This is a genomic window from Curtobacterium sp. RM9, assembly GCF_054956955.1.
In genome coordinates, this window is sequence record NZ_CM143271.1 from 268124 (window position 1) to 292749 (window position 24626).

General features: G+C 72.9%; 25 protein-coding genes. 13 read left to right on the plus strand and 12 right to left on the minus strand.

The window, feature by feature from the left end:
- Positions 1-2: 2 nt before the first annotated feature.
- The 7 genes from ACY3FI_RS01285 to ACY3FI_RS01315 form a co-directional block, all read right to left on the minus strand.
- Complete coding sequence (locus ACY3FI_RS01285; RefSeq protein WP_462548919.1) at positions 3-359, minus strand: cation:proton antiporter; 357 nt, start codon at positions 357-359, stop codon at positions 3-5.
- Entirely contained in the window at positions 356-697 is a 342-nt protein-coding gene (locus tag ACY3FI_RS01290; protein ID WP_462548920.1) for an MrpF/PhaF family protein, read from the minus strand. Before ACY3FI_RS01290 ends, ACY3FI_RS01285 begins: the two co-directional genes overlap by 4 nt.
- On the minus strand, positions 694-1275 hold the full coding sequence (locus ACY3FI_RS01295) for a Na+/H+ antiporter subunit E (protein ID WP_462548921.1): 582 nt from the start codon (positions 1273-1275) through the stop codon (positions 694-696). Before ACY3FI_RS01295 ends, ACY3FI_RS01290 begins: the two co-directional genes overlap by 4 nt.
- Entirely contained in the window at positions 1272-2990 is a 1719-nt protein-coding gene (locus ACY3FI_RS01300) for a Na+/H+ antiporter subunit D (RefSeq protein WP_462548922.1), read from the minus strand. The genes ACY3FI_RS01295 and ACY3FI_RS01300 overlap by 4 nt, the downstream gene beginning before the upstream one ends.
- On the minus strand, positions 2987-3457 hold the full coding sequence (locus ACY3FI_RS01305; protein WP_462548923.1) for a Na(+)/H(+) antiporter subunit C: 471 nt from the start codon (positions 3455-3457) through the stop codon (positions 2987-2989). The genes ACY3FI_RS01300 and ACY3FI_RS01305 overlap by 4 nt, the downstream gene beginning before the upstream one ends.
- On the minus strand, positions 3454-6366 hold the full coding sequence (locus ACY3FI_RS01310) for a Na+/H+ antiporter subunit A (RefSeq protein ID WP_462548925.1): 2913 nt from the start codon (positions 6364-6366) through the stop codon (positions 3454-3456). The genes ACY3FI_RS01305 and ACY3FI_RS01310 overlap by 4 nt, the downstream gene beginning before the upstream one ends.
- Before the next feature lie 166 nt (positions 6367-6532).
- The gene (locus tag ACY3FI_RS01315) at positions 6533-7288 is read right to left on the minus strand and encodes an SDR family NAD(P)-dependent oxidoreductase (protein ID WP_462550385.1); all 756 of its coding nucleotides are present in this window, start codon (positions 7286-7288) and stop codon (positions 6533-6535) included.
- A gap of 59 nt (positions 7289-7347) precedes the next feature.
- On the opposite strand from ACY3FI_RS01315, the gene ACY3FI_RS01320 reads away from it, so the two are divergent.
- The 5 genes from ACY3FI_RS01320 (at position 7348) to ACY3FI_RS01340 (ending at position 11858) form a co-directional block, all read left to right on the plus strand.
- Positions 7348-8067: an SDR family oxidoreductase gene (locus ACY3FI_RS01320; protein ID WP_462548926.1), complete on the plus strand. Its 720-nt coding sequence runs from the start codon at positions 7348-7350 to the stop codon at positions 8065-8067.
- Positions 8064-8732, plus strand: a complete 669-nt coding sequence (locus ACY3FI_RS01325; protein ID WP_462548927.1) for a FadR/GntR family transcriptional regulator — start codon at positions 8064-8066, stop codon at positions 8730-8732. The genes ACY3FI_RS01320 and ACY3FI_RS01325 overlap by 4 nt, the downstream gene beginning before the upstream one ends.
- A gap of 33 nt (positions 8733-8765) precedes the next feature.
- Positions 8766-9635: an SMP-30/gluconolactonase/LRE family protein gene (locus ACY3FI_RS01330; protein ID WP_462548928.1), complete on the plus strand. Its 870-nt coding sequence runs from the start codon at positions 8766-8768 to the stop codon at positions 9633-9635.
- 23 nt (positions 9636-9658) lie between these two features.
- Positions 9659-10810, plus strand: a complete 1152-nt coding sequence (gene rlmC, locus ACY3FI_RS01335) for a 23S rRNA (uracil(747)-C(5))-methyltransferase RlmC (RefSeq protein WP_462548929.1) — start codon at positions 9659-9661, stop codon at positions 10808-10810.
- Positions 10811-11156: 346 nt separating this feature from the next.
- On the plus strand, positions 11157-11858 hold the full coding sequence (locus ACY3FI_RS01340) for a transglycosylase family protein (RefSeq protein ID WP_462548930.1): 702 nt from the start codon (positions 11157-11159) through the stop codon (positions 11856-11858).
- Between the two features lie 138 nt (positions 11859-11996).
- On the opposite strand, the gene ACY3FI_RS01345 is transcribed toward ACY3FI_RS01340, so the two are convergent.
- Complete coding sequence (locus ACY3FI_RS01345; protein ID WP_462548931.1) at positions 11997-13076, minus strand: LCP family protein; 1080 nt, start codon at positions 13074-13076, stop codon at positions 11997-11999.
- A gap of 63 nt (positions 13077-13139) precedes the next feature.
- Positions 13140-13565 (minus strand): MarR family winged helix-turn-helix transcriptional regulator, encoded by a 426-nt coding sequence (locus ACY3FI_RS01350; RefSeq protein WP_462548932.1) that lies wholly within the window; start codon positions 13563-13565, stop codon positions 13140-13142.
- Positions 13566-13642: 77 nt separating this feature from the next.
- On the opposite strand from ACY3FI_RS01350, the gene ACY3FI_RS01355 reads away from it, so the two are divergent.
- The 5 genes from ACY3FI_RS01355 (at position 13643) to ACY3FI_RS01375 (ending at position 19510) form a co-directional block, all read left to right on the plus strand.
- A complete protein-coding gene (locus tag ACY3FI_RS01355; RefSeq protein ID WP_462548933.1) occupies positions 13643-15799 on the plus strand; it encodes an MMPL family transporter in 2157 nt (718 codons plus the stop codon).
- A gap of 12 nt (positions 15800-15811) precedes the next feature.
- Positions 15812-16471: a GntR family transcriptional regulator gene (locus ACY3FI_RS01360; RefSeq protein WP_462548934.1), complete on the plus strand. Its 660-nt coding sequence runs from the start codon at positions 15812-15814 to the stop codon at positions 16469-16471.
- Positions 16472-16535: 64 nt separating this feature from the next.
- On the plus strand, positions 16536-18074 hold the full coding sequence (locus ACY3FI_RS01365) for an LCP family protein (protein ID WP_462548935.1): 1539 nt from the start codon (positions 16536-16538) through the stop codon (positions 18072-18074).
- A 54-nt stretch (positions 18075-18128) separates the two neighbouring features.
- Positions 18129-18689, plus strand: coding sequence for a sigma-70 family RNA polymerase sigma factor (locus tag ACY3FI_RS01370; RefSeq protein ID WP_462548936.1), 561 nt, complete (start codon positions 18129-18131; stop codon positions 18687-18689).
- Between the two features lie 38 nt (positions 18690-18727).
- Positions 18728-19510 (plus strand): endonuclease/exonuclease/phosphatase family protein, encoded by a 783-nt coding sequence (locus ACY3FI_RS01375; RefSeq protein WP_462548937.1) that lies wholly within the window; start codon positions 18728-18730, stop codon positions 19508-19510.
- Positions 19511-19534: 24 nt separating this feature from the next.
- On the opposite strand, the gene ACY3FI_RS01380 is transcribed toward ACY3FI_RS01375, so the two are convergent.
- The gene (locus ACY3FI_RS01380) at positions 19535-20311 is read right to left on the minus strand and encodes a hypothetical protein (RefSeq protein ID WP_462548938.1); all 777 of its coding nucleotides are present in this window, start codon (positions 20309-20311) and stop codon (positions 19535-19537) included.
- A 199-nt stretch (positions 20312-20510) separates the two neighbouring features.
- On the opposite strand from ACY3FI_RS01380, the gene ACY3FI_RS01385 reads away from it, so the two are divergent.
- Positions 20511-21422 (plus strand): SDR family oxidoreductase, encoded by a 912-nt coding sequence (locus ACY3FI_RS01385; RefSeq protein WP_462548939.1) that lies wholly within the window; start codon positions 20511-20513, stop codon positions 21420-21422.
- Between the two features lie 82 nt (positions 21423-21504).
- Here the strand turns inward: ACY3FI_RS01385 and ACY3FI_RS01390 are convergent, their stop codons facing one another.
- The gene (locus ACY3FI_RS01390; protein WP_462548940.1) at positions 21505-21822 is read right to left on the minus strand and encodes a hypothetical protein; all 318 of its coding nucleotides are present in this window, start codon (positions 21820-21822) and stop codon (positions 21505-21507) included.
- A gap of 179 nt (positions 21823-22001) precedes the next feature.
- Here ACY3FI_RS01390 and ACY3FI_RS01395 point away from each other — a divergent pair, with 179 nt between their 5' ends.
- Both ACY3FI_RS01395 and ACY3FI_RS01400 read left to right on the plus strand, forming a co-directional pair.
- Positions 22002-22682 carry a TetR/AcrR family transcriptional regulator gene (locus ACY3FI_RS01395; RefSeq protein ID WP_462548941.1) on the plus strand — a complete coding sequence of 227 codons (681 nt, stop codon included), beginning with the start codon at positions 22002-22004 and terminating at the stop codon, positions 22680-22682.
- 78 nt (positions 22683-22760) lie between these two features.
- The gene (locus ACY3FI_RS01400; RefSeq protein WP_462548942.1) at positions 22761-22955 is read left to right on the plus strand and encodes a DUF2795 domain-containing protein; all 195 of its coding nucleotides are present in this window, start codon (positions 22761-22763) and stop codon (positions 22953-22955) included.
- A 144-nt stretch (positions 22956-23099) separates the two neighbouring features.
- Here the strand turns inward: ACY3FI_RS01400 and ACY3FI_RS01405 are convergent, their stop codons facing one another.
- Positions 23100-24608 (minus strand): threonine/serine exporter family protein, encoded by a 1509-nt coding sequence (locus ACY3FI_RS01405; RefSeq protein ID WP_462548943.1) that lies wholly within the window; start codon positions 24606-24608, stop codon positions 23100-23102.
- Positions 24609-24626 lie beyond the last annotated feature (18 nt).

Consider the following 24626-nt stretch of genomic DNA (forward strand, 5'->3'; position numbering starts at 1 on the left):
CGCTAGTCCTCGGTGTCGTCGACCAGCAGGTCCTCGTGCCGGTGGTCGTCCGCGCGCAGCCCCGCACGGGCGATCATGTGCGTCGACACCGGCACCAGGAACAGCTGGAACACCATCACCGGCAGCACCAGCCACAGCGCCGTCCACGTCCCCACCGCGACGACGACCGCCGCGAGGGCGAGTGCCAGCCCGAGCACCTGCGGCTTCGCCATCGCGTGCAGTCGGACGAGCGGGTCCGGGAAGCGCACCACGCCGACGGCCGCACCGAGCGACAGCACCGCGGCGACGAGCAGGAGCGCCAGGGCGATCCACGCGCGCATGCCGGCCCCGTCGAGGTAGGTCTGGATGATCTCGGTCACGACTGCTCCTCCTCCACCGCGTGCTCGGGCGTGGTCGCGGTCAGTCCGTCGTCCGACGGGTCCGACGACGGGGTGACGGCACGGGCGACGGCGATGGTGGCGAACACGCTCGTCGCCCCGATCACCACGAGCACGGGCACGCCGGTCAGGTCGCGCCGGACGACCATCGCAGCGGCGATCACCACGAGCACGGTCGTCAGGACGAGGTCGGACCCGATCATCCGGTCGAGGATCGTCGGACCTCGGACGATCCGGATGACCGCGAGGAGCAGGGTCACCCCGAGCAGGGCGAGCACGAGGGCGATGCCGATGCCCATCACGACCACGGCGGCGCTCATCGGACGACCTCCGGTCGCGGCCCGGACAGCTCGGACACGTCCTGCTTCGAGCCGAGGGCACGGATGACCATCGCCTCGACCCGCAGCGCCAGCGCGCGTTCCTGCTCGACCTGCTCGACCCGTTCGGTGTCGAGCACGTGCAGGAGCAGGCGTCGACGGCGCAGGTCCACGTCGGCCACGTAGGACCCCGGCACGAGCGAGATCGCGAGCGTCGCCAGGGTGAAGGTCATCTCGGACGTGGTGTGCAGCTGCACGAGGGTGATCGAGCTGCGCCGGACGCCGCGCGGCCGGAAGGCGACCCAGGCGACCTTGAACGAGGCGGCGACCACGTACCCGGACCAGACCACGAGGAACCGCAGTGCGTGCCACACCGAGAACCGCGCGGACAGCGGCACGGGCGGCAGGGGCAACAACTGCGTGACGAGCAGTGCGACCACGATGCCGCACAGCAGCGTGAGGGGTGTCCAGGAGCCCCAGAGCAGTGCCCAGAGCACGGTCAACCCGGCGACGAGCGGCACGTCGTAGCGCCACGCGACGGCGATCCGCCGGGCGTTGGTGAAGCGTCGGGTGTCGCTCATCGAGCACCCCCGAGGACGGCCTGCACGTAGCGGTCGGGTGACTCGAGCCCCTCGGCGGCGCGCGTCGCGTACCCGTAGAGCGGCCCGGCGACGACGGTCAGGGCGACGGAGCCGAGGACCGCCGCGGTGGTGACGCCGACGAGCATCCGCGGCAGACGGACGCGCTCCGGCGCGTCGCCGACACCGGGAGCGTCGGCGGGTGCGGTGTGCGTCGGGGTCGACCCGGTGGTCGGACGGGAGGCGCTCCTCGCGTGCGCCTCGTCGGTGACGCTGGGTGCGCCTCCCGGGTGGTACGCCTCGCCGGTCGCCTCCGACACGGTGAGGGGCGTCGGCTCCGGAGCACGCAGGTGGGCGTGCGGTTCCGCGACGGCCGCGTGCGGCGCGGCGGCCTCGGCGGCCGGCTTCGGCCGCCAGAAGGCGGCGTCCCAGACGCGCATGAGCGCGTACAGGGTCAGGAGGCTCGTGACGACCCCGGCTGCGACGGTCGCCCAGGCGAGCGGTGACCCGTCGACCGCGGCGGCGCGGAACAGCCCGAGCTTCCCGATGAAGCCGGAGAACGGCGGGATGCCACCGAGGTTGAACGCCGGCACGAGGTAGAGCGCAGCGAGCAGCGGTGCGGCCTTGAGCAGGCCGCCGAGTGACCTCGTCGACGTGGTCCCGCCGACCCGTTCCATCAGGCCGGAGACCAGGAACAGCGTGGTCTGCACGACGATGTGGTGCACCGTGTAGAACACCGCCGCGGCGGTGCCGACGACCGAGCCGAGACCGATGCCCATCACCATGAAGCCGATGTGGCTGATCAGCGTGAAGGACAGCAGCCGCTTGACGTCGGTCTGTGACACCGCGCCGAGCACCCCGACGACCATGGTCAGGATCGCCACGACCAGGAGCACACCGTTGAGCTGAGGGCCGGGGAAGATGATCGTCTCGAGCCGGATGATCGCGTAGATGCCGACCTTCGTGAGCAGGCCCGCGAACACCGCCGTGACCGGGGCCGGAGCGGTCGGGTACGAGTCGGGCAGCCAGAACGCCAGGGGGAACACCGCCGCCTTGATGCCGAACCCGATGAGCAGCATCGTGTGCAGCAGCAGCTGGACGTGCTCGGGCAGCAGGGCGACGCGCTCGGAGATCTGCGCGATGTTCACCGTGCCCACCGCGCCGTAGACCAGCCCGATGGCGGCGAGGAAGATCGCCGACGCGATGAGGCTCGTCACGATGTAGGTGGTGCCGGCACGGACCCGCTGCACGCTGCCGCCGAGGGTGATCAGCACGTAGCTCGCCACCAGCAGCATCTCGAACGCGACGTAGAGGTTGAACAGGTCGCCCGCGATGAACGCGTCGAGCACGCCCGCGGCGAGGACGAGGTACGTCGGGTAGAAGATCGTGACCGGGGCGTCCTCGTCGTCCGCGGCGAGGCCCTGCCCGATCGAGAAGAGCAGGACGACGAGCAGGACGCTGGCGCTCACGGTGAGGAGCAGCGCGCTCAACCGGTCGACGACGAGCGAGATGCCGTACGGGGCGTCCCAGCCGCCGACCTGCACGACGATGGTGCCGTGCTGGTCGACGAGCACCATCAGGGTCGCCGCGACCGCGACGGCCACCGCGAGCACGGCGACGGTGATCGCGCGCTGCAGCCGCTGGTGCCGGAGCAGTCCGAGGGCGACTGCCGCGCCGAGCAACGGGACGAGGACGAGCAGCGGGACGAGCCAGGTCATCGGGAGGCCTCCTGGCCGGTGCGGGCACCGTCGTGCGGGTCGTCCGGGTGCGGGTCGTCGGCGTCTTCGGGGGAGCGCGGGTCGAAGTCGGCCTCCGGATCGTCGTCGTCGCTGTCCTCGCGGTCGCGGCCGATCGCGGCGTCGGCCTCGTCGACCTCGACCTCGTCGGCGCGGGACAGCTTCCAGGACCGGTGGATGAGCGCGAGCAGGAAGGCGCTGACCGCGAAGGTGATGACGATCGCGGTGAGGGCGAACGCCTGGGGCAGCGGATCGGTGATGCCCTCGGCGGACTTCCCGATCGGCGGCTTCCCGGCCGCGCCCGACATCGTGAGCAGCAGCAGGTTGAGCGCGTTGCCGAGCAGCAGGAAGCCGAGGAGCATCCGGGTGAGGCTGCGTTCGAGCAGCAGGTAGACCCCGCAGGCGAAGAGCACCGCCATCGCGATGACGAGGACGAGGGTGACGGTCACACTGCGCTCCCTTCCGGGGTGGCGGCTGCGGCGTTGTGGGCCGGATCGGACTCGGTGGTGTCGGCGACCGGGACGCGGGAGTCCTCGAGCCGCTGCCGGTCGACCTCGGCCCCGAGGCTGCGGAGGACGTCGAGCACGAGGCCGACGACGACCAGGTACACGCCGATGTCGAAGAACGTCGCCGTGACGAACTCGACGTGGCCGAGCACCGGCAGGGTGGCCTCGAAGAACTCGGAGTACAGCGCCTCCTTGCCGAAGAACAGCGGCGTGATCGCGGTGATCGCCGCCGTCGCGACGCCGAGGCCGAGCAGACGCCCGGCCCGCACCGGGGCGGCCGCGCCGAGCTCGGCGGGTCCGCCGGCCAGGTAGCGTCCGGCGAGGGCGATGCCCGCGACCAGGCCGCCGGCGAAGCCGCCGCCGGCCGCGTTGTGGCCCGCGAACAGCAGGTAGAGCGACAGCACGACGAGGCCGTGGAAGAGCAGGCGGACCACGACGTCGAGCAGTGCCGAGCGCCCGGTCGGGATCACGGCGCTGGTCGGCAGGAACGCCCGCGGCTCGCCGTCCCGTCGCTGCCCGTCGTTCGTCATCGACGCCGGCAGGTCCCGCAGGCGGGGGAGCGTGTCCTCGCGGGAGTTCACGAAGATGAGGCTCGCGACGCCGGTGGCCGCCGCGACCACGACGGTCAGCTCGCCGAGCGTGTCCCAGCCGCGCAGGTCGACGAGCGCCACGTTCACGACGTTCAGGCCGTGCCCGAACGAGCTCGTCAGCGCCGGCAGGTCGGGCCAGATCGGGTCCGCGGTCCGGGCGGACGCCGCCACGATCACGACGATCGCCAGGGTCAGCCCGGCGAGCGCGGCGAAGAGCGCGCGGACGATCCGGAACCGTGACGGGTTGGCGGTCGCGATGCGCGGCGGGAGGCGGCGGAGCACGAGCACGAAGGCGATGAGGGTGACGGTCTCGACCACGAGCTGCGTCAGGGCGAGGTCGACCGCCCCGTGCAGCACGAAGAGCACGGACATGCCGTAGCCCGTGACGCCGACCAGGACGGCGGCGGCGAACCGGGTCTTCGCGGTGAGGACGGCGATCGCGGCGACGGCCATGACGACGACCACGGGGACCTGGCCCCACGAGTCGGCGAACCGCACGTGGAAGGCCCACGGACCCCCGACGACGAGGTTCACGAGCGCCCCGGCGACGAACACCGACAGGATCACGGTCAGGTAGTAGGGGAGCGAGCCGCGCTGGACGGTCGCGGTGAGCCCGGTCGCCACCCGGTCGAGGCCGCGCATCAGCCGGCGGTAGGTGCCCGAGGCGCTCGGGGAGCCGGCGAGCCGGTGCTGCAGCGCCTCGACCGGACGGCGCAGGGCGAACAGCGCCAGACCGCCGACGAGCGTCAGGGCGGACAGGCCGAGCGCCGGCTCGAGGCCGTGCCAGAGGGCGAGGTGCGGGACCGGTGCGGACCCGGACGCCGCAGCGTGCGCCGCGGGTTCGATGCCCTTCGCGACGAGCGGCGTGGCGAGGCCGAGCGCCACGCCGGCCACGGCGAGGACGCCGGGGACGACGCCGAGCCCGTGCAGCCCGTGCGGCTGGGTGTCCGGCGCGCCGGGCTTCCGGGCGAAGGTGCCCCAGAGGAAGCGGAGGGAGTACGCCACCGTGAGCAGCGAGCCGAGGGTCACACCGACGAGCGCGAACCACGCCCACCCGGCGTCCGGGCCGTGCAGGTCCTCGAGGAACCCGGTGAGCACGGCCTCCTTCGCGACGAAGCCGATCGTCGGGGGCAGGCCCGCCATCGACAGGAGCGCGAGCGCGGCGGTCGCGGCGAGCCACGGCATCCGGCGCCCGAGGCCGCTCAGCTTGGTGAGGTCGCGCGTGCCGGTGGCGTGGTCGACCGCGCCGACGACGAGGAAGAGTGTGGACTTGAACGTGGCGTGCGCGACGAGCAGCGCGATGCCGCCCAGCGCGACCGCGGGACCACCCCAGCCGACGGCGAGCACGAGGAACCCGAGCTGCGCGACCGTGCCGTACGCGAGGAGGAGCTTCACGTCGGTCTGACGCAGCGCGCGGTACCCGCCGACGAGCATGCCGAGGACGCCGAGCACGGTGATCGTCTCGCGCCACCCGTCGAGCAGTGCGAACGCGGGCGCGAGGCGGGCGACGAGGTAGATCCCGGCCTTCACCATCGCGGCGGCGTGCAGGTAGGCGCTGACCGGGGTCGGCGCGGCCATCGCGGCCGGCAGCCAGAAGTGGAACGGCACGATCGCGGACTTCGTCAGCGCGCCGAGCAGGACGAGCAGGACGGCGGCGGGGATGCCCGGGCCGGTCGGCGGGTCGGCGACGATCGCGGAGAGGGACGTCGTACCGGCCGCGACGGACAGCCCGACGAGCCCCGCGAGCATCGCGAGTCCGCCGGCCGTGGTGACGACGAGGGCCTGCATGGCCGCGGCCCGGCTCGCCCGCTTCACCGCGTCGTGGCCGATGAGCAGGTAGGAGAAGACCGTGGTGGCTTCCCACAGGACGAACAGCACGATGACGTCGTCCGCGATCACCAGGCCGTACATCGACCCGGCGAAGGCGGTCAGCACGCCGGCGAAGCGGCCGAGCCCGACCTCGCGCTCCTCGAAGTACGACGCGCAGTAGACGAGCACGAGCGCGCCGACCACGGAGACCACGAGCGCGAGCACCCACGACAGGGCGTCGACCCGGAGCGCGATCGCCAGGTCGAGCTGCGGGATCCACTCGATCCGCTCGGAGACCCCGGCTCCGAGCGCGGTCGGGGTCTGCGCGATCGTCAGGACCGCGGCGGCGGCGGGCGCGAGTGCGGCGAGGTGGAAGACGCGGCGTCCGAGGACGGGGGTCAGGGCTGGGACGATCAGGGCGACGATCGCGAACGCGACGAGGACGGAGACCATCGGGCACCTCCTCGGGGTCGGGCTGCAGTCCGGCTCACTGGGCCCTCACAGCCTACGGAGTACCGGATGGCAGCTTCCTGTGCGCCCGGACAGGCAGCGCATCCCGGATCGCGTCCGCCTCCCACTGTGCTCCGCGCGACCGGTCGTCGCCCGGCAGCGCGACGGATCAGCGCCCGTGCGCCCGTGCGGGGATCTGTGTCGCGAGCTTGCCGCCGGAGACGTCGACGAGCGTGCCGGTGATGTAGCCCGAGGCGTCGCTCGCCAGGAACACGAGCAGGTCCGCCACGTCGTCGGCGGTCTCCCACCGGCGGAGCGAGAGCGTGTCGAGCAGCCGGTCCTGCTGGTCGGTCGGCATCGTCGCGAAGCCGTTCATCGCCGTCGGCACCATGCCCGGGGCGTAGGCGTTCACGGTGACGTCCCACGGCCCGAGCTCCGAGGCGAGCACCCGGGTGAACGCGACGACGGCGGACTTCGACGCCGCGTACGCCGCGCTGCCGACGCTCGGCACGATCGCTGCGAAGGACGCCGCGTTGATGATGCGACCCCGGCGGGCGGCCTGCATCACGGGCGCGACCGCCTGGCTCATCAGGAAGGTGCCGCCGAGGTTGACGTCCATGCAGCGGCGCCAGTCGTCCCACGTCAGGTCGGCCACGGCGCCGTCGACGTTCACGCCCGCGTTGTTCACGAGGACGTCGATCGTGCCGTACCGCTCGACGACGGTGTCCACGGCGCCGCGCACCGAGGCCGGGTCCGCGACGTCGCAGACGAGCTCGTCGACACCGCCGTCGGATGCGTCGTCGAAGGCCCGGTCGAGGGCGACCACCCGGCACCCCTCGGCGACGAAGCGGGCGGCGATCGTGCGGCCGATTCCCCGTGCGGCACCGGTCACGAGGACCACGCGGTCGGTCAGGTCGAGGTGCATCGTCGCTCCCGTCGTCGGCGGGGCGACGTCGCCCCGGTGAATCGGCATACTATTCGACCATGACGGCGAAGGTGCTCTGGATCACGGGTGGCGGCAGCGGCATGGGGGCGGCGAGCGCGACGGCCGCCGCACGCAACGGCTGGACGGTGGTGCTGAGCGGTCGCCGGACGGACCGGCTCGACGAGGTCGCCGCGGTGATCCGTACGGCCGGCGGCGCCGCGGACGTGCTCCCGCTGGACGTCGCCGACCCGGCGGCCGTCGCGGCGGCACGCGACGAGGTGCTCGCCCGGCACGGCCGGCTCGACGCGCTCGTCCTCGCGGCCGGGCTGAACGCGCCGCAGCGCCGGTGGGACGACCAGTCGCTCGCTGACTTCCGGTCGATCGTGGACACGAACCTCACCGCCGTCGTCACCGTGGTCGACGCGGCGCTCCCCGCCCTCCGCGCCGCCGCCGGCGTCGTGGTCGTCGTGTCGTCCTACGCCGGCTGGTCCTTCCAGCCCGGTGCCGGAGTCGCCTACTCGGCGAGCAAGACGGCGCTCGCGTCGATCGTCCGGACGCTCAACCAGCAGGAGGCCGAGCACGGCGTGCGGGCCACGCACCTCTGCCCGGGCGACGTCGCGACGGACTTCCTCGACCGGCGCCCGGTGGTGCCGGACGCGGACGCGCGGGCGCGGATGCTCCAGCCCGAGGACGTCGCCCGGACGGTGTCGTTCGTGCTCGACGCCCCCGCGCACGTCCGCATCGACGAGCTCGTGGTCTCCCCGGTCTCCCAGCGGTGAGCGAGCCCGCCGGTGCGACCCGGTTCGACCGCGTCCTCGACGAGGTCGGTCTCGCCGTGGTGTCCGGTGCCGAGGTGCCGGGGAGCCGTCGCAGCATCGACGACCTCGTCGCCCGCACCGGAGCGAGCCGGAGCATCGTGCGCGAGGCCGTCCGGGTCCTCGTCGCGCTCGGTCTCGTCCGTGCCGGACGACGGGTCGGTGTGGTCGTGCAGCCGGCGGACCGCTGGGACGTGCTCGATCCCCGCGTGGTCGGCTGGCGCCTCCGTGGTCCCGGCGCGGCGGTCGCCGCCGCCGAGCTGCGGGCGCTCCGCCGCGCGGTGGAACCGGCGGCAGCGGCGGCAGCGGCGGGCCGCGCCGCCGGTCACCCCGACGACCGGGAGGCGCTGCTCACGGCGGCGGACGAGCTCGCCTCCGCCGCGGCGCAGGACGACCGCGCCGCCTTCGCCGCGGCGGACGTCGCGCTGCACGAGCGCCTCCTCCGGCTCTCCGGGAACGCCCTGTACGCGCGGCTGCACCTCGTCGTCGGCGCGGTGCTCCGCGACCGCGGGGGCCGCCGCCCCGACGGCGACGACGTGGACCTGCACGTCGCCCTCGCCCGCGCCGTCGCCGACGGACACGAGGACGCCGCCGCCGTGGCCATGCGCGCGATCGTGGAGCGCACGTAGCCTGACACCAGCCCGCCGTTCGAAGGAGAACCCGTGGAACTCACCGACCTCGTCCCCGACCCCACCGCGCTCGAGCGGATCGCGACGGGCAGCACCTGGGCCGAGGGGCCGGTGTGGATCGCCGCGACCCGGACCCTGCGCTGGTCCGACATCCCGGGCGACCGGATCCTGCAGTGGCACGAGGACACCGGCGAGACGTCGGAGTACGCCACCGGCGTCGAGTTCACGAACGGTCGGACGCTCGACCTCGACGGCTCCGTGGTGCAGTGCTCGCACGGCCTGCGCCGGGTCGAGCGCGACCGGGACGGCGTCGTCGAGACGATCGTCGACCGCTGGGACGGCGTCCGCTTCAACTCGCCGAACGACGTCGTCGTGGCGCGGGACGGCGCGGTGTGGTTCACCGACCCGGCCTACGGCATCACCCAGCCGCGCGAGGGGCACCCCGGCGAGCGGGAGTACGGCGACCACTGGGTGTTCCGCTGCGGCCCGCACGGCGAGGACCTGCGGCCGGTCGTGCTCGACGCCGAGGAGCCGAACGGCCTCGCCTTCAGCCCGGACGAGCGCGTGCTCTACGTCGCGAGCTCCTCGACGGACCGCCCGGTCGTCCGCGCCTACGACGTCGACGGCGTGCGCGTGAAGAACGGCCGGGTGTTCGCGCAGCTCGATCCCGGCGAGGGCGTGCCCGACGGCATCCGCGTGGACGAGCACGGCAACCTCTGGTCGTCGAGCCACCGCGGGATCACGGTCTTCGCACCGGACGGCCGGCGGATCGGGGACGTCCCGGTCCCCGAGGTCGTCGCGAACCTCTGCTTCGGCGGTGCGGACGGCCGGACGCTGTTCATCGCGTCGACGACCTCGGTGCACCGCCTCGCGACGACCACCCGCGACGCCGCACGGCACTGACGCTGCCGTAGGCTGACCCGGCCATGCAGTGCGACTACTTCGACCGCGGGGTGTGCCGTTCCTGCACCCTCATGGGCCAGCCCTACGCCGACCAGGTCCTCGACAAGGAGATCCGCACCCGCGAGCTCCTGCACGACGCGGTCGAGGCGGCCGGTGGCCCGGGGGCGGTCGAGTGGCTGCCCGCTGTCACGAGTCCGGAGTCCGGCTACCGCAACAAGGCGAAGATGGTCGTCGGGGGCACGGTGCAGGAGCCGACCATCGGCATCCTCGACCACCGGCAGCGCGGGGTCGACCTGCGGCACTGCGGCATCTGCACGCCCGGTGTGCAACGGGCGCTGCCGATCCTGGCCGACTTCGTCCGGAACGCCGGGCTGATCCCGTACGACGTCGCCGCACGCCGCGGGGAACTGAAGTACGTCCTGGTCACTGAGTCGCCCGACGGGCAGCTCATGGTGCGCTTCGTGCTGCGCTCCGAAGGGCAGCTGCCGCGCCTGCGCGAGCACCTCGACGACCTGCGCGCCGTGCTGCCGGAGGCCGTCGTGGTCACCGCGAACCTGTTGCCGGAGCACAAGGCTGTGACCGAGGGCGAGCGCGAGGTCGTGCTCACCGGCCAGGAGACGCTGCCGATGCGCTTCGGCGACGTCACGATGCACCTCCGCCCGCAGAGCTTCTTCCAGACGAACACCGCGGTGGCCGCGCAGCTCTACGCCCAGGCGTCGACGTGGATCGACGAGGTGGCGCCCGCGTCGATGTGGGACCTGTACTGCGGAGTCGGCGGGTTCGCCCTGCACGCCGCCCGTCCCGGTCGCGCCGTGACGGGCATCGAGACGAGCCGCGAGGCGATCCGTTCCGCGAAGCAGTCCGCGCGCGAGGCCGGCCTGACCGACGTCCGGTTCGCCGCCGACGACGCCACCGAGCACGCGCTCCGTTCCCGCCCCGGATCGACCCCGGAGCTCGTCGTCGTGAACCCGCCGCGGCGTGGGATCGGCGAGGCGCTCGCGGACTGGATCGAGGCCGCGGACGTCGACCACGTCGTCTACTCGAGCTGCAACCCGGTGACGCTCGCGAAGGACCTCGCCCGGATGCCGTCGCTCCGCCTCCGGCGGGCGCGCGTCCTCGACATGTTCCCGCAGACCGGACACCTCGAAGCGGTCACCCTGCTGTCCAGGCGCTGATCAGGCGGCGACCAGCCGCCGGACGGGAGGCACGGAGCCAGCCCGCCCCGCGCCTCCAGTCCGTCGCATTGCCAGCCAACTGCCAAGGTTGCGTACCCGGGTACGCGTCGATCCCCGCGCCCATGGTGATCGTTGCTCTCAGGAACAGGGGTGGGGTACATAGCATCGTCGGGTAGAACTGTTGGTCTCGGTTTGATAACGACCACGAGTTTCCTATGGTTGCCGACCAGGCGACGCCGGCACGAGACCACTGCCCCCGGCGGAGCACCCCCACAACGTGACCGCGACCGGTCGGGACGGGCAGTGGCGACCGGCTCTCGGTGCGTGGTCCCGGTGGAGCAACGACATGAAGAAGCTTTCTCGTACCCGCACCATCGTCGGCGGTCTGGCCTTCGCCGGCATCGCGGCGACCGGTGTCGGCCTCGCGGCGGCACCCGCGAACGCGGCCTCCGGTTCGACCTGGGACGCCCTCGCGCAGTGCGAGTCCGGCGGCAACTGGGCCATCAACACCGGCAACGGCTACTACGGCGGCCTGCAGTTCACCCTCGGCACCTGGCAGGCGCACGGGGGCTCCGGCAACCCGGCGTCCGCGAGCCGTGCGACGCAGATCTCCGTCGCCGAGCGTGTCCTGGCGTCCCAGGGCTGGGGTGCCTGGCCGGCCTGCTCCGCGAAGCTCGGCCTGAGCGGCACCGCCGGTGCCGCCCCGCAGGCCGCAGCACCGCAGGCCGCTGCACCGCAGCAGGCCGCACCGCAGCAGGCCGCACCGCAGCAGGCCGCGCCCCAGCGGACCGCACCGCAGCAGGCCGCTCCCGCGCAGTCGGCCCCGGCGGCGAAGGCCGCACCCGCAGCCCCGGCCGGTCCCGCCAAGCCGGCGGCCGTCGCGACGAGCGGCAAGACCTACACGATCGCCTCGGGCGACACGCTCGACAGCATCGCGACCAAGCTCGGCATCGACGGCGGCTACATGAAGTTGTGGGCCGCGAACACGTCGACGATCGACGACGCCAACCTCATCTACGCGGGGCAGACGCTGCAGCTCCCCGCCTGAGCCACCGCACCACGACGACGCCCCGCGACCATCGGTCGTGGGGCGTCCTCGCGTCCGGCGACGGCCGGTCGTCGCCGGTGCGCTCGGGGCGGGGGCGGGGGCGGGGGCGGGGGCGGGGCCGGGGTCGGGGCCGCGGTGTCAGTCGTCGGCCGTGTGCTCGCGCAGCCAGCCGGCGACGTCGTCGGACCGGAGGGCCCGCGAGAGTTCTTGGACCTCGAGACCGTTCAGCGTCACGTAGGACTGCCCGTCCGCGCTCGTCCCCGCCCCCGCGGTCGGCACCGTGAAGGTGTGCAGGTCGTCCGCTCGGACGCCGCGGAGCGACCAGCCGAGCGCGGCCACCGTCCGGACGTCGAGGCCCGCGTCGGTCGCCAGGTGCGAGCTCGTGGCGCCCACGAAGGCCTGCAAGCGGCCCGGGTTCGTCAGGGTGCCTTCCGACAGGACGCCGTCCAGCACCCCGCGCATGAACGCCTGCTGGTTCCGGACCCGGGTGTGGTCGGCGTCGGCGAAGGCGTACCGCTCGCGGACGAACACGAGCGCGGCGGCGCCGTCGAGCCGGTTCGGGCCGGCGGTGAAGTGGTGCCCACGGGTGTCGAAGGTCGCGGGGGAGTCGACGGTCACGCCACCGAGTGCGTCGGTCATCGCCGCGAAGCCGCGGAAGTCGATCTCGGCGACGTGGTCGATGCGGACGTCGAGGAGCTGCTCCACGGTCTGCACGGTCAGGGGCACCCCGCCCCAGGAGTACGCCGCGTTGATCTTCGCCTGCCCGTGGCCGGGGACGTCGACCCACGAGTCACGCATGACCGACATGAGGTACACGGCGCTGCGGTCCGCCGGGACGTGCGCGAGCATCAGGGTGTCCGAGCGCCCGCCGGGGCCGGGGGACCCGTCCGGTGCGGTCTCCGAACGGGAGTCGGAGCCGATGAGCAGGATGTTCTGGGCGTTCCCCGAGGCCGCGGGGCGGACGCCGCTCGGGAACGCGTCGGCGATGACGTCACGGCCGTCGTCGTAGCGGCTGGCGAGTCCGCCGACGAAGACGCTGGCGACGACTGCGAGCACCGTGGCGAGGCCGACGAGGGTGCCGAGCGTGGCGACGACCGCGGTGAGCACCGGGCGCTTCCGACGGGGTCGCCCGCGTCGGGCCCGGGCGCGGCGGGGCCTGCTGCGGCCGGTGCTCAGTGTGGCTTCCTCGGCGAGGCGGGCGGCACGGCGCTCGGACAACGGGACTCCTGCGGGTCGGGTCGGCCCTGGTACCGACCGGCCCATGCTACAGGATCTGGTATGTCACACGCTGGTGTCGTGCGCGGGAGGACCAGGACGTCGCAGCACCGCGGTCAGGGCCCGCCGGAGGTCTGCGTCGTCGGGCAGGACTTCCTGCTCGATGTGTCGCGCGGTCTCCCAGGCGGTCCGGCCGTGCGCCGTGACGTCGACGACGCGACGACGGCCGTCGTCCGGGTGGGCGGAGCGCACCACGAGGCCGTCCCGCTCCATGCGTTCGAGCGTCCGCGACATCGTCTGCGGCTGCACCCGTGCCGTCCGCGCGAGGGTGTCCGCCCCGGTCGGGCCGGTGCGCAGCAGGATGTCCACCACCACGACCGCCGCGTGCTGCAGGCCGATCGCCCGGAGTCGCTCGTCCCAGTCCCGTTCGACGGAGCGTGCCGCCGCCGAGAGCAGGCGTCCCAGCGGCCACTCGGTCGGCGCCTCGTCCATGCACCGATCCTACGGCGGCGCGACCGACCGTCCGGCGAGGTCATCAGCATGCTGACGACCGGTGTACGCTCGGCGCCGTGTCCCGCTTCCTCCGCATCGTGCTCCCCGCGCTCGTCATCGTCGTCTGGCTCGCCGTCGCCTCCGTCGGCGGCCCGTACTTCGGCAAGATCTCCGAGGTCTCCACGAACGACCAGACCTCGTTCCTGCCGGCATCCGCCGACGCCACGAAGGTGCAGGAACGGGCGTCGGAGTTCCGGCAGGAGTCGGGGGCGCCGGCGATCGTCGTCCTCGAACGCGACGGTGGCCTGACCGCCGCCGACCGTGCCGTCGCCGCGCGGCTCGCCACCACCCTGGGCGACCGCGACGACGTGCAGGGCGTCAGCCCCGTGATCCCCAGCGAGGACGGGGACGCAGCGGAGATCGTCGCCACCCTGACCCCGGACGCCGAGACGGGCGACACGGTCGAGGCGGTCCGGGCCGACGTGGACGACGCGCTGCCGTCCGGACTCCGCGGCTTCGTCACCGGACCGGCCGGGTTCACCGCCGACCTAACCGAGGCGTTCGCGGGCATCGACGGGCTGCTGCTGGGGGTCGCCCTCGCCGCGGTGTTCGTCATCCTCATCGTGGTCTACCGGTCCCCGCTCCTGCCGGTCCTGGTGCTCGGCACGGCGACCTTCGCCCTGTGCGCATCGATCCTCGTCGTCTGGTGGCTCGCGAAGGCCGACCTCGTCACGGTGAACGGGCAGGTGCAGGGCATCCTCTCGATCCTCGTGATCGGTGCGGCGACCGACTACGCGCTCCTCTACACGGCGCGCTACCGCGAGGTCCTGCGCGACCACCGCACCGGCTGGGACGCGACGAAGGCAGCCCTCCGCGGCAGCCTCGAGCCGATCCTCGCCTCGGGTGGCACCGTCATCGTCGGCGTGCTCTGCCTGCTGTTGTCCGACCTCAACTCGAACAAGGCGCTCGGGCCCGTCGCGGCGATCGGCATCGCGTTCAGCCTGCTCGCGGCCCTCACCCTGCTGCCCGCACTGCTCCTGGCGTTCCGCCGTGCAGCGTTCTGGCCGCTCCGGCCGGCGTACGGCAGCGCCCACCCCGTGCTCACCGGACCCGACGCCCGCGGGCTGTGGGCCCGGGTCGGACGACTCGTCGCTCGGCGGTCGCGAACGGTCTGGGTCGTCTGCACGGTGGCGCTCTTCGCGATGGGCACGGGGCTGATCGGGCTCCGTGCCGACGGGGTGCCGCAGAGCGACCTCGTGATCGGGGCCTCGCAGGCGCGCGACGGGCAGGACGTGCTCGCCGACCACTTCCCCGGGGGCTCCGGCAGCCCCGCGCAGGTGATCGGCTCGGCGGACGACCTCGAGCGACTCGTCGAGGCCGTGTCGGGCGTGGACGGCGTCGACGGTGTGGTCGCGGCCGCGAAGGACGCGCCGTCGGGCACCGTGTCGGTCACCGGCGGCGCGAGCGGGGCTGCCGGCGCGAGCGGGGCCGGCGGTCCGGTCGGCGCGGAGCCGACGGTGTCGCGCGGCGACGTGCTCCTCGAGGCGACGCTCGCCGACCCGGCCGACTCCACGGCCGCCGAACACACCGTGCGCGAGCTCCGGACCGCCGTCGAGGGCGTCGACCCGGACGCGATCGTGGGCGGGGTCACCGCGACCGCCGTCGACACGAACGACACCGGCATCCGCGACCGCTCGGTCATCATCCCGGTGGTGCTCGTCGTGATCCTGCTCATCCTGATGCTCCTGCTCCGCAGCATCGTGGCGCCGCTCGTGCTCATCGGCAGCGTGATCGTGTCGTTCGCGGCGGCGCTCGGCGTCGGGGCGCTCGTGTTCGACGGGGTGTTCCGGTCCCCCGGGGCCGATCCGTCCGTCCCGCTCTACTCGTTCGTGTTCCTGGTGGCGCTCGGCGTCGACTACAACATCTTCCTGATGACGCGGGTCCGCGAGGAGGCCCTGCGGCACGGGCCGCGCGAGGGCGTCCTGCGCGGGCTCGGGGCCACCGGCGGGGTGATCACCTCGGCCGGGATCGTGCTCGCGGCGACCTTCGCGGCGCTCGGGGTGATCCCGATCCTGTTCCTCGTGCAGATCGCCTTCGTGGTGGCGTTCGGCGTCCTGCTCGACACGATCGTGGTCCGCTCCCTGCTCGTCCCGGCGCTGGCGTACGACCTCGGGCACCGTGCCTGGTGGCCGTCACGGCTCGGGAGGCGCTCGCGCCCGACCCATGACATGTGACACGCTGGTGTCATGCCAGTCCCCTCGACGCAGCCCGCCGCGGAGCGCAAGCTCCTCCGTGACACGGTGCAGGACAAGATCCGCGACGCGATCATGGACGGCACGCTCGAACCCGGTGAGCGGCTGAACGACGACGACCTCATCGGCTGGCTCGGCGTCTCCCGGACCCCGATCCGTGAAGCCCTCGCCGAGCTGGCGCGCGCCGGCCTGATCGAGATGGCACCGAACCGCTACACCCGCGTGGCGACCCCGACGCGGGACGAACTGCTCGACGCGTACCGCACGCTCGGGGTGATCTACGGCGGCGTGGTGCGGCTGGCCGTGCCGCGGCTCACGGACGCCGAGCGCGATCGGATCGTCGCCACGATCGACGCCGCCGCCGCGGGACTCGACGCCGACCAGCAGGCCGAGATCGCCCGGGGCGGCGCCGACATCTACGCGCAGTGGGCGGAGCACTGCGGGAACGCCTCCCTCGCCGCCCTGTGCCGGGCGACGACGGACGGGCTGGCCTACCGGCTCCGGGTCCCCGAGCTCGCCGAGCTGATCCCGGTCGAGGCGGTCCGTCCGGAGTTGACGAAGCTGCGTGACGCGGTCGTCGCGGTGGACCCGATCGCCGCCGAACTGGCGATGGAGGCGATCCACCTCCTGCCCGCACGCGGCGAGCAGGTCTAGGCACGACCGCACGACGCTCAGCGGATTCCCTGTCCGTTCCACGGCGTCCGGTTATGGTTTCCGGGTGAGCATCGCACCCGAGGAGACGACGCGCCGCGCCCGCCGTGGCTACGCACCGCCGCGCCACGGGCGCCAGAAGCGCCGCGGCGGGGTGGTCCTGCCCGCCGTCGCCGGCGTGCTGACCATGGGACTCCTGCTCAGCGGCGGCTACGCGGCCTACGCCTACGGCAAGCTCTCGAACGGCATCACGAAGATCGACGCGATCGGCGGCGGGACGAAGGCCGACGCCGACGACGTCGACGGCCAGGCACAGAACATCCTGCTCGTCGGCGACGACCACCGCCCGGACAACGCGACGCCCGAGCAGATGGCCGAGCTCAGCACCGAGAGCGACGGCGGAGCCACGAACACCGACACGATGATCGTGCTGCACATCAACGCCGACGGCACGCAGGCGACGATGATCTCGTTCCCGCGCGACTCGTACGTCCCGATCCCGGGCGTCGGCAAGGGCAAGCTGAACAGCGCCTTCTACTACGGCACGCTCAACGGCGGTGGCGACACCGGCGGTGCGAAGCTGCTCATCCAGACCATCCAGGACCTCAGCGGTCTCACCATCGACCACTACGTGCGCGTCTCGCTGCTGGGCTTCTACCAGGTCGTCAAGGAACTCGGGCCCGTCGACGTCTGCCTGAACCAGGCCGTCAACGACCCCTACTCCGGCGTGGACCTGCCGAAGGGCAAGTCGACACTCGACGCCAAGCAGGCGCTGTCCTTCGTGCGCCAGCGCCACGGGCTGCCCAACGGCGACCTCGACCGCAACGTCCGGCAGCAGTACTTCCTGTCGCAGGAAGCACGCAAGGTCCTGTCCGCGGGCACGCTGCTCAACCCGATCAAGATGGGCAACATCCTGGGGGCGGTCGGCGGGTCCATCCAGACCGACACCGACCTGGTGTCCCTGGCGGGTCAGATGCGCAACCTGCGTCCGGGCAACATCCAGTCCGCGACCATCCCGACCCTCGGCACGCCGACCATCTACGTCGGCGGGTCGGCGCTCTCCATCGTCGAGATCGACACCGTCGGCCTGCCCGCCTTCGTGCAGGGACTCGTCGGCCAGCCCGACGAGTACACGAAGGCACGCCCGTGGCGGCCCGCGAACGTCCCGGTCACCGTGCTGAACGGCAGCGGCGTCACCGGCGCCGCCTCGGCCGCTGGTCAGGTCCTCACGGCCCGTGGCTTCCCCGTCGGTACCCCCGGCTCCTCGGACACCACCAAGGCCACACAGATCCAGTACCCGAGGGGCATGGAGGGGCAGGCGAAGGCGCTCGCCGCCGTCGTGCCGGGCGCCGTCGCGGTGCGGTCGAACAGTGTCTCCGGCGTCACGCTCGTGCTCGGGACCGACGGCAAGACCGTCACGCCGGTGCCCGTCGCGGCGGCCCCGACCGACGGCGGTTCGGCCGCTGCCGGTGACGCCACGGCCGGAACGGGCTCGGCGCCGTCGACGCCGGCAGCTCCGTCGACGCCCGCGAAGCCCTCGAGCGAGCCGAAGCCCACCTCGACCGACGTGAAGACCTACGGCACCGAGGGCGCCTGCATCAACTGACCGCCGCCCGTCCGCACGGCTGACACGGAGCAACCGGTACGTAGTATTCCAGTCATGCACGACGAGCTGGAACAGCGGCGCGACGACGAGCGCGGGCTCCTGCTCGCGGTGGCTGCCGGGGACGACGCCGCGTTCACCCGGCTGCACGCCCGGTTCCGCCCGCTCGTCGACCGCTGGGTGCGCGCGCAGCTCGCCGACGCCGCGCAGGCGGAAGAGGTCGTGCAGGACGTCTTCCTCGAGGTCTGGCAGCTCGCGCACCGCTTCGACCCCGCGCACACCGCGATCGCGTTCATCCGCACCGTCGCCCAGAGGCGCGCGATCGACCGGGTCCGCAAGGCCCGTGCTGACCGCGAGCGGGACCTCCGCGTCGGCGCGCGCGACCACGAGCCCGTCGACCACGCGGCGACCGAGCGCGCCGAGAGCGTCCTCGAGCGGGGCGATCTGCACCGGGCGGTCCGGGCGCTGCCGCACCGGCAGCGCGAGGCCGTCGTGCTCCGACACCTCGTCGGCCTGAGCGGGCCGGAGCTCGCCGTCACGCTCGACGTCCCGCTCGGCACCGCGAAGACCCGTGCCCGCGACGGCGTCCTCGCGCTCCGGCGGATCATGACCGGCTGACTGGGCGGGACCGAGGAGCGCTTCAGTAGGTTCGACGGGTGAGCCCCGCTGCGCGTCCGATCACCCTGATGACCTACAACGTGAAGAACCCCGATCCGGCGCACGACTGGCCGGCCCGACTCCCGCTCCTGCTCGACGTCATCCGTCGCCACGACCCCGACCTGCTCTGCGTGCAGGAGGCGTTCGACCACCAGATGGACGAACTCCGGGCCGGGCTCCCCGAGCACGGCGACGTCGGTCAGGGGCGCGAGGGCGGCACGGCGGGGGAGCACGCCGCGGTGTTCTTCCGGCGCAGCCGCTTCCGCCCGGTCGACCAGGGCACGTTCTGGCTCTCCGACACCCCGGAGGAGCCGGCCTCGAACACGTGGGGCAGCCTCTACCCCCGGGTCGCGAACCACGCGCGCTTCCTCGACGCCGAGGGTGACGCGTTCACGCTCCTGACCACCCACCTCGACCACGAGCAGGGACCACACGGCGACGAGGTGCGCGGACGGAGTGCCGCCCTCGTGGTCGAGCGCCTCAGCGTCGTCGACGGCCCCGTGGTGTTCGCCGGCGACTGCAACGAGCCCGCGGGCTCCGGGGCGGCATCACGTGTCTTCGCCGAGGCCGGGTTCGAAGACGCCTGGTCGGCCGGCGGCTCGACCGACGACCGGACGGCGTCGTACAACGGCTGGCAGCCGCCGGTCGACTCGGGTGAGCGCATCGACTGGGTGCTCACGCGCGGGATCGCCGGGGTCGACCGGGTCGTCATCGACCACGACGGTCCGGAGACGTGGGCCGCCAGCGACCACTTCCCGGTGGTGGCGACGCTCCGGGTCTGATCCGGGCGTCCCGCCCGGCGGGTGTCAGCAGCCGCGCTGGGCGTGGACCGGCATCGGGGAACCGAGGACCGTGACGGTGGTGCGGTCGGTCAGCGCCGAGACGCCGTTCGTGCCGAGTGCGGCATCGCCGGCGGAGTCGTCTCCGTCGGCGGCGTCGCCCGCATCAGCGGAGTCGTCCGCCGGCTGCCAGCCCTGCTGTAGGACGACCTGCCACGCGGCGTCGTCCCCGGCGCCGAAGGCCATGCGGTCCGACCGCGGCGTGTCGTCGATGACGTCCTGCAGGTCGTCGCCGACCTGGACGCCGTCCGGGCCGGTGAGCTCGACCGGGTCGCCGAACCGGGAGCGCACGACGTCGCGGAGCACCCGGACCTCGACCGCGTTGCCGATCTCGGCCGGGCTGCTCAGTGCGGCCACGCGGACGGCACCACCCCACGTGTAGGTCGTCCCGGAGGGGAAGCACGCGCCGCCGTCGCCCTCGGGGGTCTTCGTCCGCGAGGGTGTGCCGAGCAGCCGGTTGAGCACCCCGACGGTGCCGCGCGAGTCGCGCATCGACGTCTCGACGACGGTCTTGCCGTCGCGCCGGAACACGATCGACTCGGCGTCGAGCTCGATGGTGTCGACGCGCTTGAGCTTGGCGGTCGAGACCTTCACGGGCTGCAGGTGCACCGCGGGGGTGTCGCCACCGGTCGCCGCGGTCGGGGTCGATGCGGACGCCGCGGTGGCGCCACCGCCCAGCGCGAACGTGCATGCCGTGATGGCGATCACGGCAGCGCTCAGCGCACGACGGGTCCGGGAGGTCACCCGTCGACGCTACGACCTCGGTCCGAGCAGGACGACAGGTGTTACCGAATCGGAGCCTCCCCGTCACCTGACCGTGACAAACGACGACGGCTCGACGACGTGGTGCCCGTCGTTCGGCGGACCGGCCGGGGGACGACGGTGACGACGGGGGACAGGCGCCTGGACGGACACGGGTGGCCGGGTGCGTACCGTCTGCGCCATGACGGACCAGCGGATCGACCAGTACACGATGCAGGACCCGACGAAGCTCTACGCCGACAAGAAGCCGGACGAGCAGTACCTCGAGGGTGCCGGGACCGACGAGGAGATGGCGGAGAACGTCCCCGCCGACCACGGCGAGGAGACCTACCGCGGCTCGGGTCGACTCGAGGGTCGCAAGGCGCTCATCACGGGCGGCGACTCGGGCATCGGCGCCGCCGTCGCCATCGCCTACGCCCGTGAGGGTGCCGACGTCGCGATCGGCTACCTCCCCGAGGAGCAGGAGGACGCGGACCGCATCGTCGCCCTCATCGAGGCCGCCGGTCGCAAGGCCGTCGCGCTGCCGGGTGACATCACGTCGCTCGAGTTCTGCGAACAGCTCGTCGCCGACGCTGTCGAGCAGCTCGGTGGCCTCGACATCCTCGTGAACAACGCGGGCAAGCAGCAGAACGTCGACGACATCACGAAGATCTCCGACGAGGAGTTCGACGAGACCTTCAAGACGAACGCCTACGCCACCTTCCGGATCACGAAGGCCGCGGTGCCGCACCTGCAGCCCGGTTCGACGATCATCAACACGACCTCGATCCAGGCGTACGCGCCGTCGCCGCACCTCGTGCACTACGCCGCGACCAAGGCCACGGTGAACAACCTCGCGAAGGGCCTCGCCGCCCAGCTCGCGCCGAAGGGCATCCGCGTCAACGCCGTCGCCCCCGGCCCGATCTGGACGCCGCTGCAGCCGGCCGGCGGCCAGCCGCCGGAGGCGCTGCCCTCCGCCGGTGAGCAGACGTACCTCGGCCGCTGGGGCCAGCCCGCCGAGCTCGCGCCCGCCTACGTGTTCCTCGCCAGCGGCGAGTCGTCCTACGTGGTGGGCGAGACGCTGCACGTCGACGGCGGCATGCCGACGCCGTAGACAGGACGGTCCACGGACTGGAGGCGCGGTGCCGGCTGGCACCGCGCCTCCAGTCCGTCCACGGTGAGGTCCACCGCGCGCATCAGCAGCTGACGGACCGCGCCATCCGCTCGAGCAGCTCGCGCGCCGACAGCGCGGCGGCGAGCTCGACCTCCACCGGGTTGATCCCGACCGCGCGTTCGAACGCCCGGCGGCGCGACTGGTCGGCGATGGGCACCTCCGGGCGCTGCGGCAACACGGCGATCGCCTGTGCGGCGGCCTCGAAGGCGCCCGCGGGCCGGCCGAGCTGCTCCCACATCGTGCGGACGTCGTGCACGACCTGCTCCGGGTCGCCGCCGAACTCGAAGCCGGCCGACGCCATCGTGGCGAGTCCCTGGGCGATGGGGTCCTGCGGGGTCATGACGGCATGGTCACACGGATGCCGCGGAACCGGCTGGACACGCCGTGCCAGTGGCGGTTTGTCCCCCGACATGCCGACACCCGGACCGGGGGATTCTGTTGTCCCCCGTTCTCGGATTGGATGGTCATGTCCCGGTTCCGGGACCGACACGGACAGGACGTCCGGGGACGACGGAGGGCATGATGCTCGAACACGCCAGTGCGGACACGCAGGCGGCGGCTGCTGCGGCAGCCACCCTGCACCTGCGGATCACGATCGTCGGCGCGACCGTCGACCTGCTCCGGGACGTCCCCTTCCACGAGGCATCGCCCGCGCAGGTCGCGGAGCGGCTCGGCATCGGCGTGGACGAGCTGCACAAGCACTTCCCGTCGTGGGACGGCCTCGTGCTCGCGGCGGTGGACCGCTGGAACGGCGGCCGCATGGACGAGGTGACGCGCGAGGTCGGGGACGGGTCGACCGTCGAACTCCTCCGCGCGATCGTCGCCTCGAACGCCGAGGACCCCGCACTGATGCGCCTGCTCGTCGCGCTGCTCGCCGTCGCGGGCAACCCGGAGCACCCGATGGCGCCGTACCTCCGATCGCGCTACCAGCTCTTCTACGCGCAGATCAAGCGCGGCCTCGAGCACGACGTCGCCGTCGGTCGGGCGCCGCACACGATGGACCCGCGCCGCGGTGCCGAGCAGCTCATCGCGCTGTACGAGGGCCTGCAGCTCCAGGCCCTGCTCCGGTCGGAGCTCGACCTCGTGCCGGCGTTCGACCGGGCGGTGACGCGCCTCGAGCGCGGCTGGATGGAGCGGTACGAACCGCAGGCCGCGCGACGCTTCGCGACGTGGGGCGACACCGGGAGCTGGGAGATCTGAGCCGCTCGGCGCACTGACCTGACCGGTGTGCAGGGACGTCGGCGTAGTCGTGGTGGCTCCGACGGAAGGAAGCCGACCATGGCAGCACCGAACCCGATCCAGGTCCAGAAGTACCTCAGCGGCATCGACTACCCGGCGTCGAAGGACGACATCGTCGCGACCGCCGAGAAGGAAGGTGCGGACGGGGACGTCCTCGACGCGCTGAAGAACATCCCAGACGGCGACTACGACGCGCCCACGGCGGTCTCGAAGGCCGTCTCCGACGCGGGCTGACCCGCGCGGACGGGGCCGTTCGGCCTCGCTGGGCCGCGCGGCCGTGCGGCCACGCCGGGCGCCTGACAGTTCACGCGCTGAGCGACAGTTCACGGGCTCCTGGAGCCGTGAGGAGTCGCTCAGCGCGTGAAGTCGTCGGCGCGGTCAGCGTGCCCGCGACCCCCGCGGCACCGAGCCGTTGCCGGGGTCGTACCCGGTGTCCCGCAGCACGGGGATCGCCGTCGTGTCGTTGTGCACCGAGTGCACCGTGACACGTCGGGCTCGGCGCAGCGCACGCCGCGCACCCGGAGTCGCCACGAGGCCACCGAGCACGAGACCCGCGCCGATCCCCAGTGCGACGGACACCGCCGCCACGAAGTCGAGTGCCGCGCCGGACGAGCCCGACATGAAGTGCAGCAGCGCGTTCGACACCGCGACACCGGGCAGCAGCGCACCGCAGAACGCCGGGACCGCGATCGCCGCGACCGCCGTCCGCATCCGGGCAGCCGCGATCGTCGACAGGACGCCGAGCAGCACCGACGCGATGAACGTCGCTCCGAGCAGCGGCATGCCGAGGTGCCGCAGCTCCCAGAGGAACGCGCCAGCGGCGACGGAGAACAGCACCGCGAGCGGGATCACCCGTGCGCTGGCCTGCTGCACGAAGCAGTTTGCGGCGGCGGACACCACGGTCAGGGACAGCGACGCCCAGAGCGGGAGCGGCTGCAGGACGATGCCCGACGGGTCGACCTCGATCCGGAGCCACTGCAGCACCGCGATGCCGGCCGGCACCCCCACGACGATCGCGGCGATCACGAGCACGATGTAGAACGCCCGGGCGACGGCCATCGCCCGGAACCCGGAGATCGCGTCCTGCGCCCACGTGACGAGCGAGACGTGCGGCAGCAGCAGGACCACCAGCGCCGCCACCATCGTGGCCGCACCCGTCGCCGTGAGCACACCGCCCCAGATCGCCAGGGTGCCGAGCGCCGAGGCGACCGCCGCCTGTGCTCCGGAGACGAAGAACTGCGGGAAGCCCCGGCCGGTCAGCCACCGCCCGGACAGGATGATCCCGAACATCAGGACGAACGCACCGATGCCGGCGCGCCAACCGCCGCCGGCCTGCATCGCGATCGAGGTCCCCAGCACGGAGAGCCCGACGTCGGCGAGCCAGGTCGGCCAGCGGCTCGGCAGCCGCAGCACGGCGACGAGGGCGTTCACCGCACCGGTCATGTCCCGCGCCCCGTGCACGAGGTCGTCGACGATCTGGTTCGCCCGAGCGAGCCGGTCGAGGTCGGAGCCGTCGGACTGCACCGTGCGGACCTTCACGAGCGGCGGGTGGTCGGCCGGCGCGTACTGGATCGTCACCGAGCTGCCGGAGAAGTCGAGGTCGAGCGGCGCGAGGTTCCACTTCGTGGACACGGCGACGACCGCGGTCTCGACGCTGCGGGTGTCGGCACCGGAGGCGAGCATCACCTCGGCGAGGTCGAGGCAGAAGTCGACGATCTGCACCGGCGAGTACTGCTCACGCGACCGGGTGTCCGGCGTCACGTCCTCGTAGATCGTGCCGCGCAGCCGGGCGCGGGCGTCGCGGATGTCGTGCTGTGCGAGGTTGCGGACGCGCGGCCGGGGTGGGCGCCCCGGCCGTGGTGCACCGGGGAGGAACTGCTCGGCCATCCGTCAATGGTGCCAGCC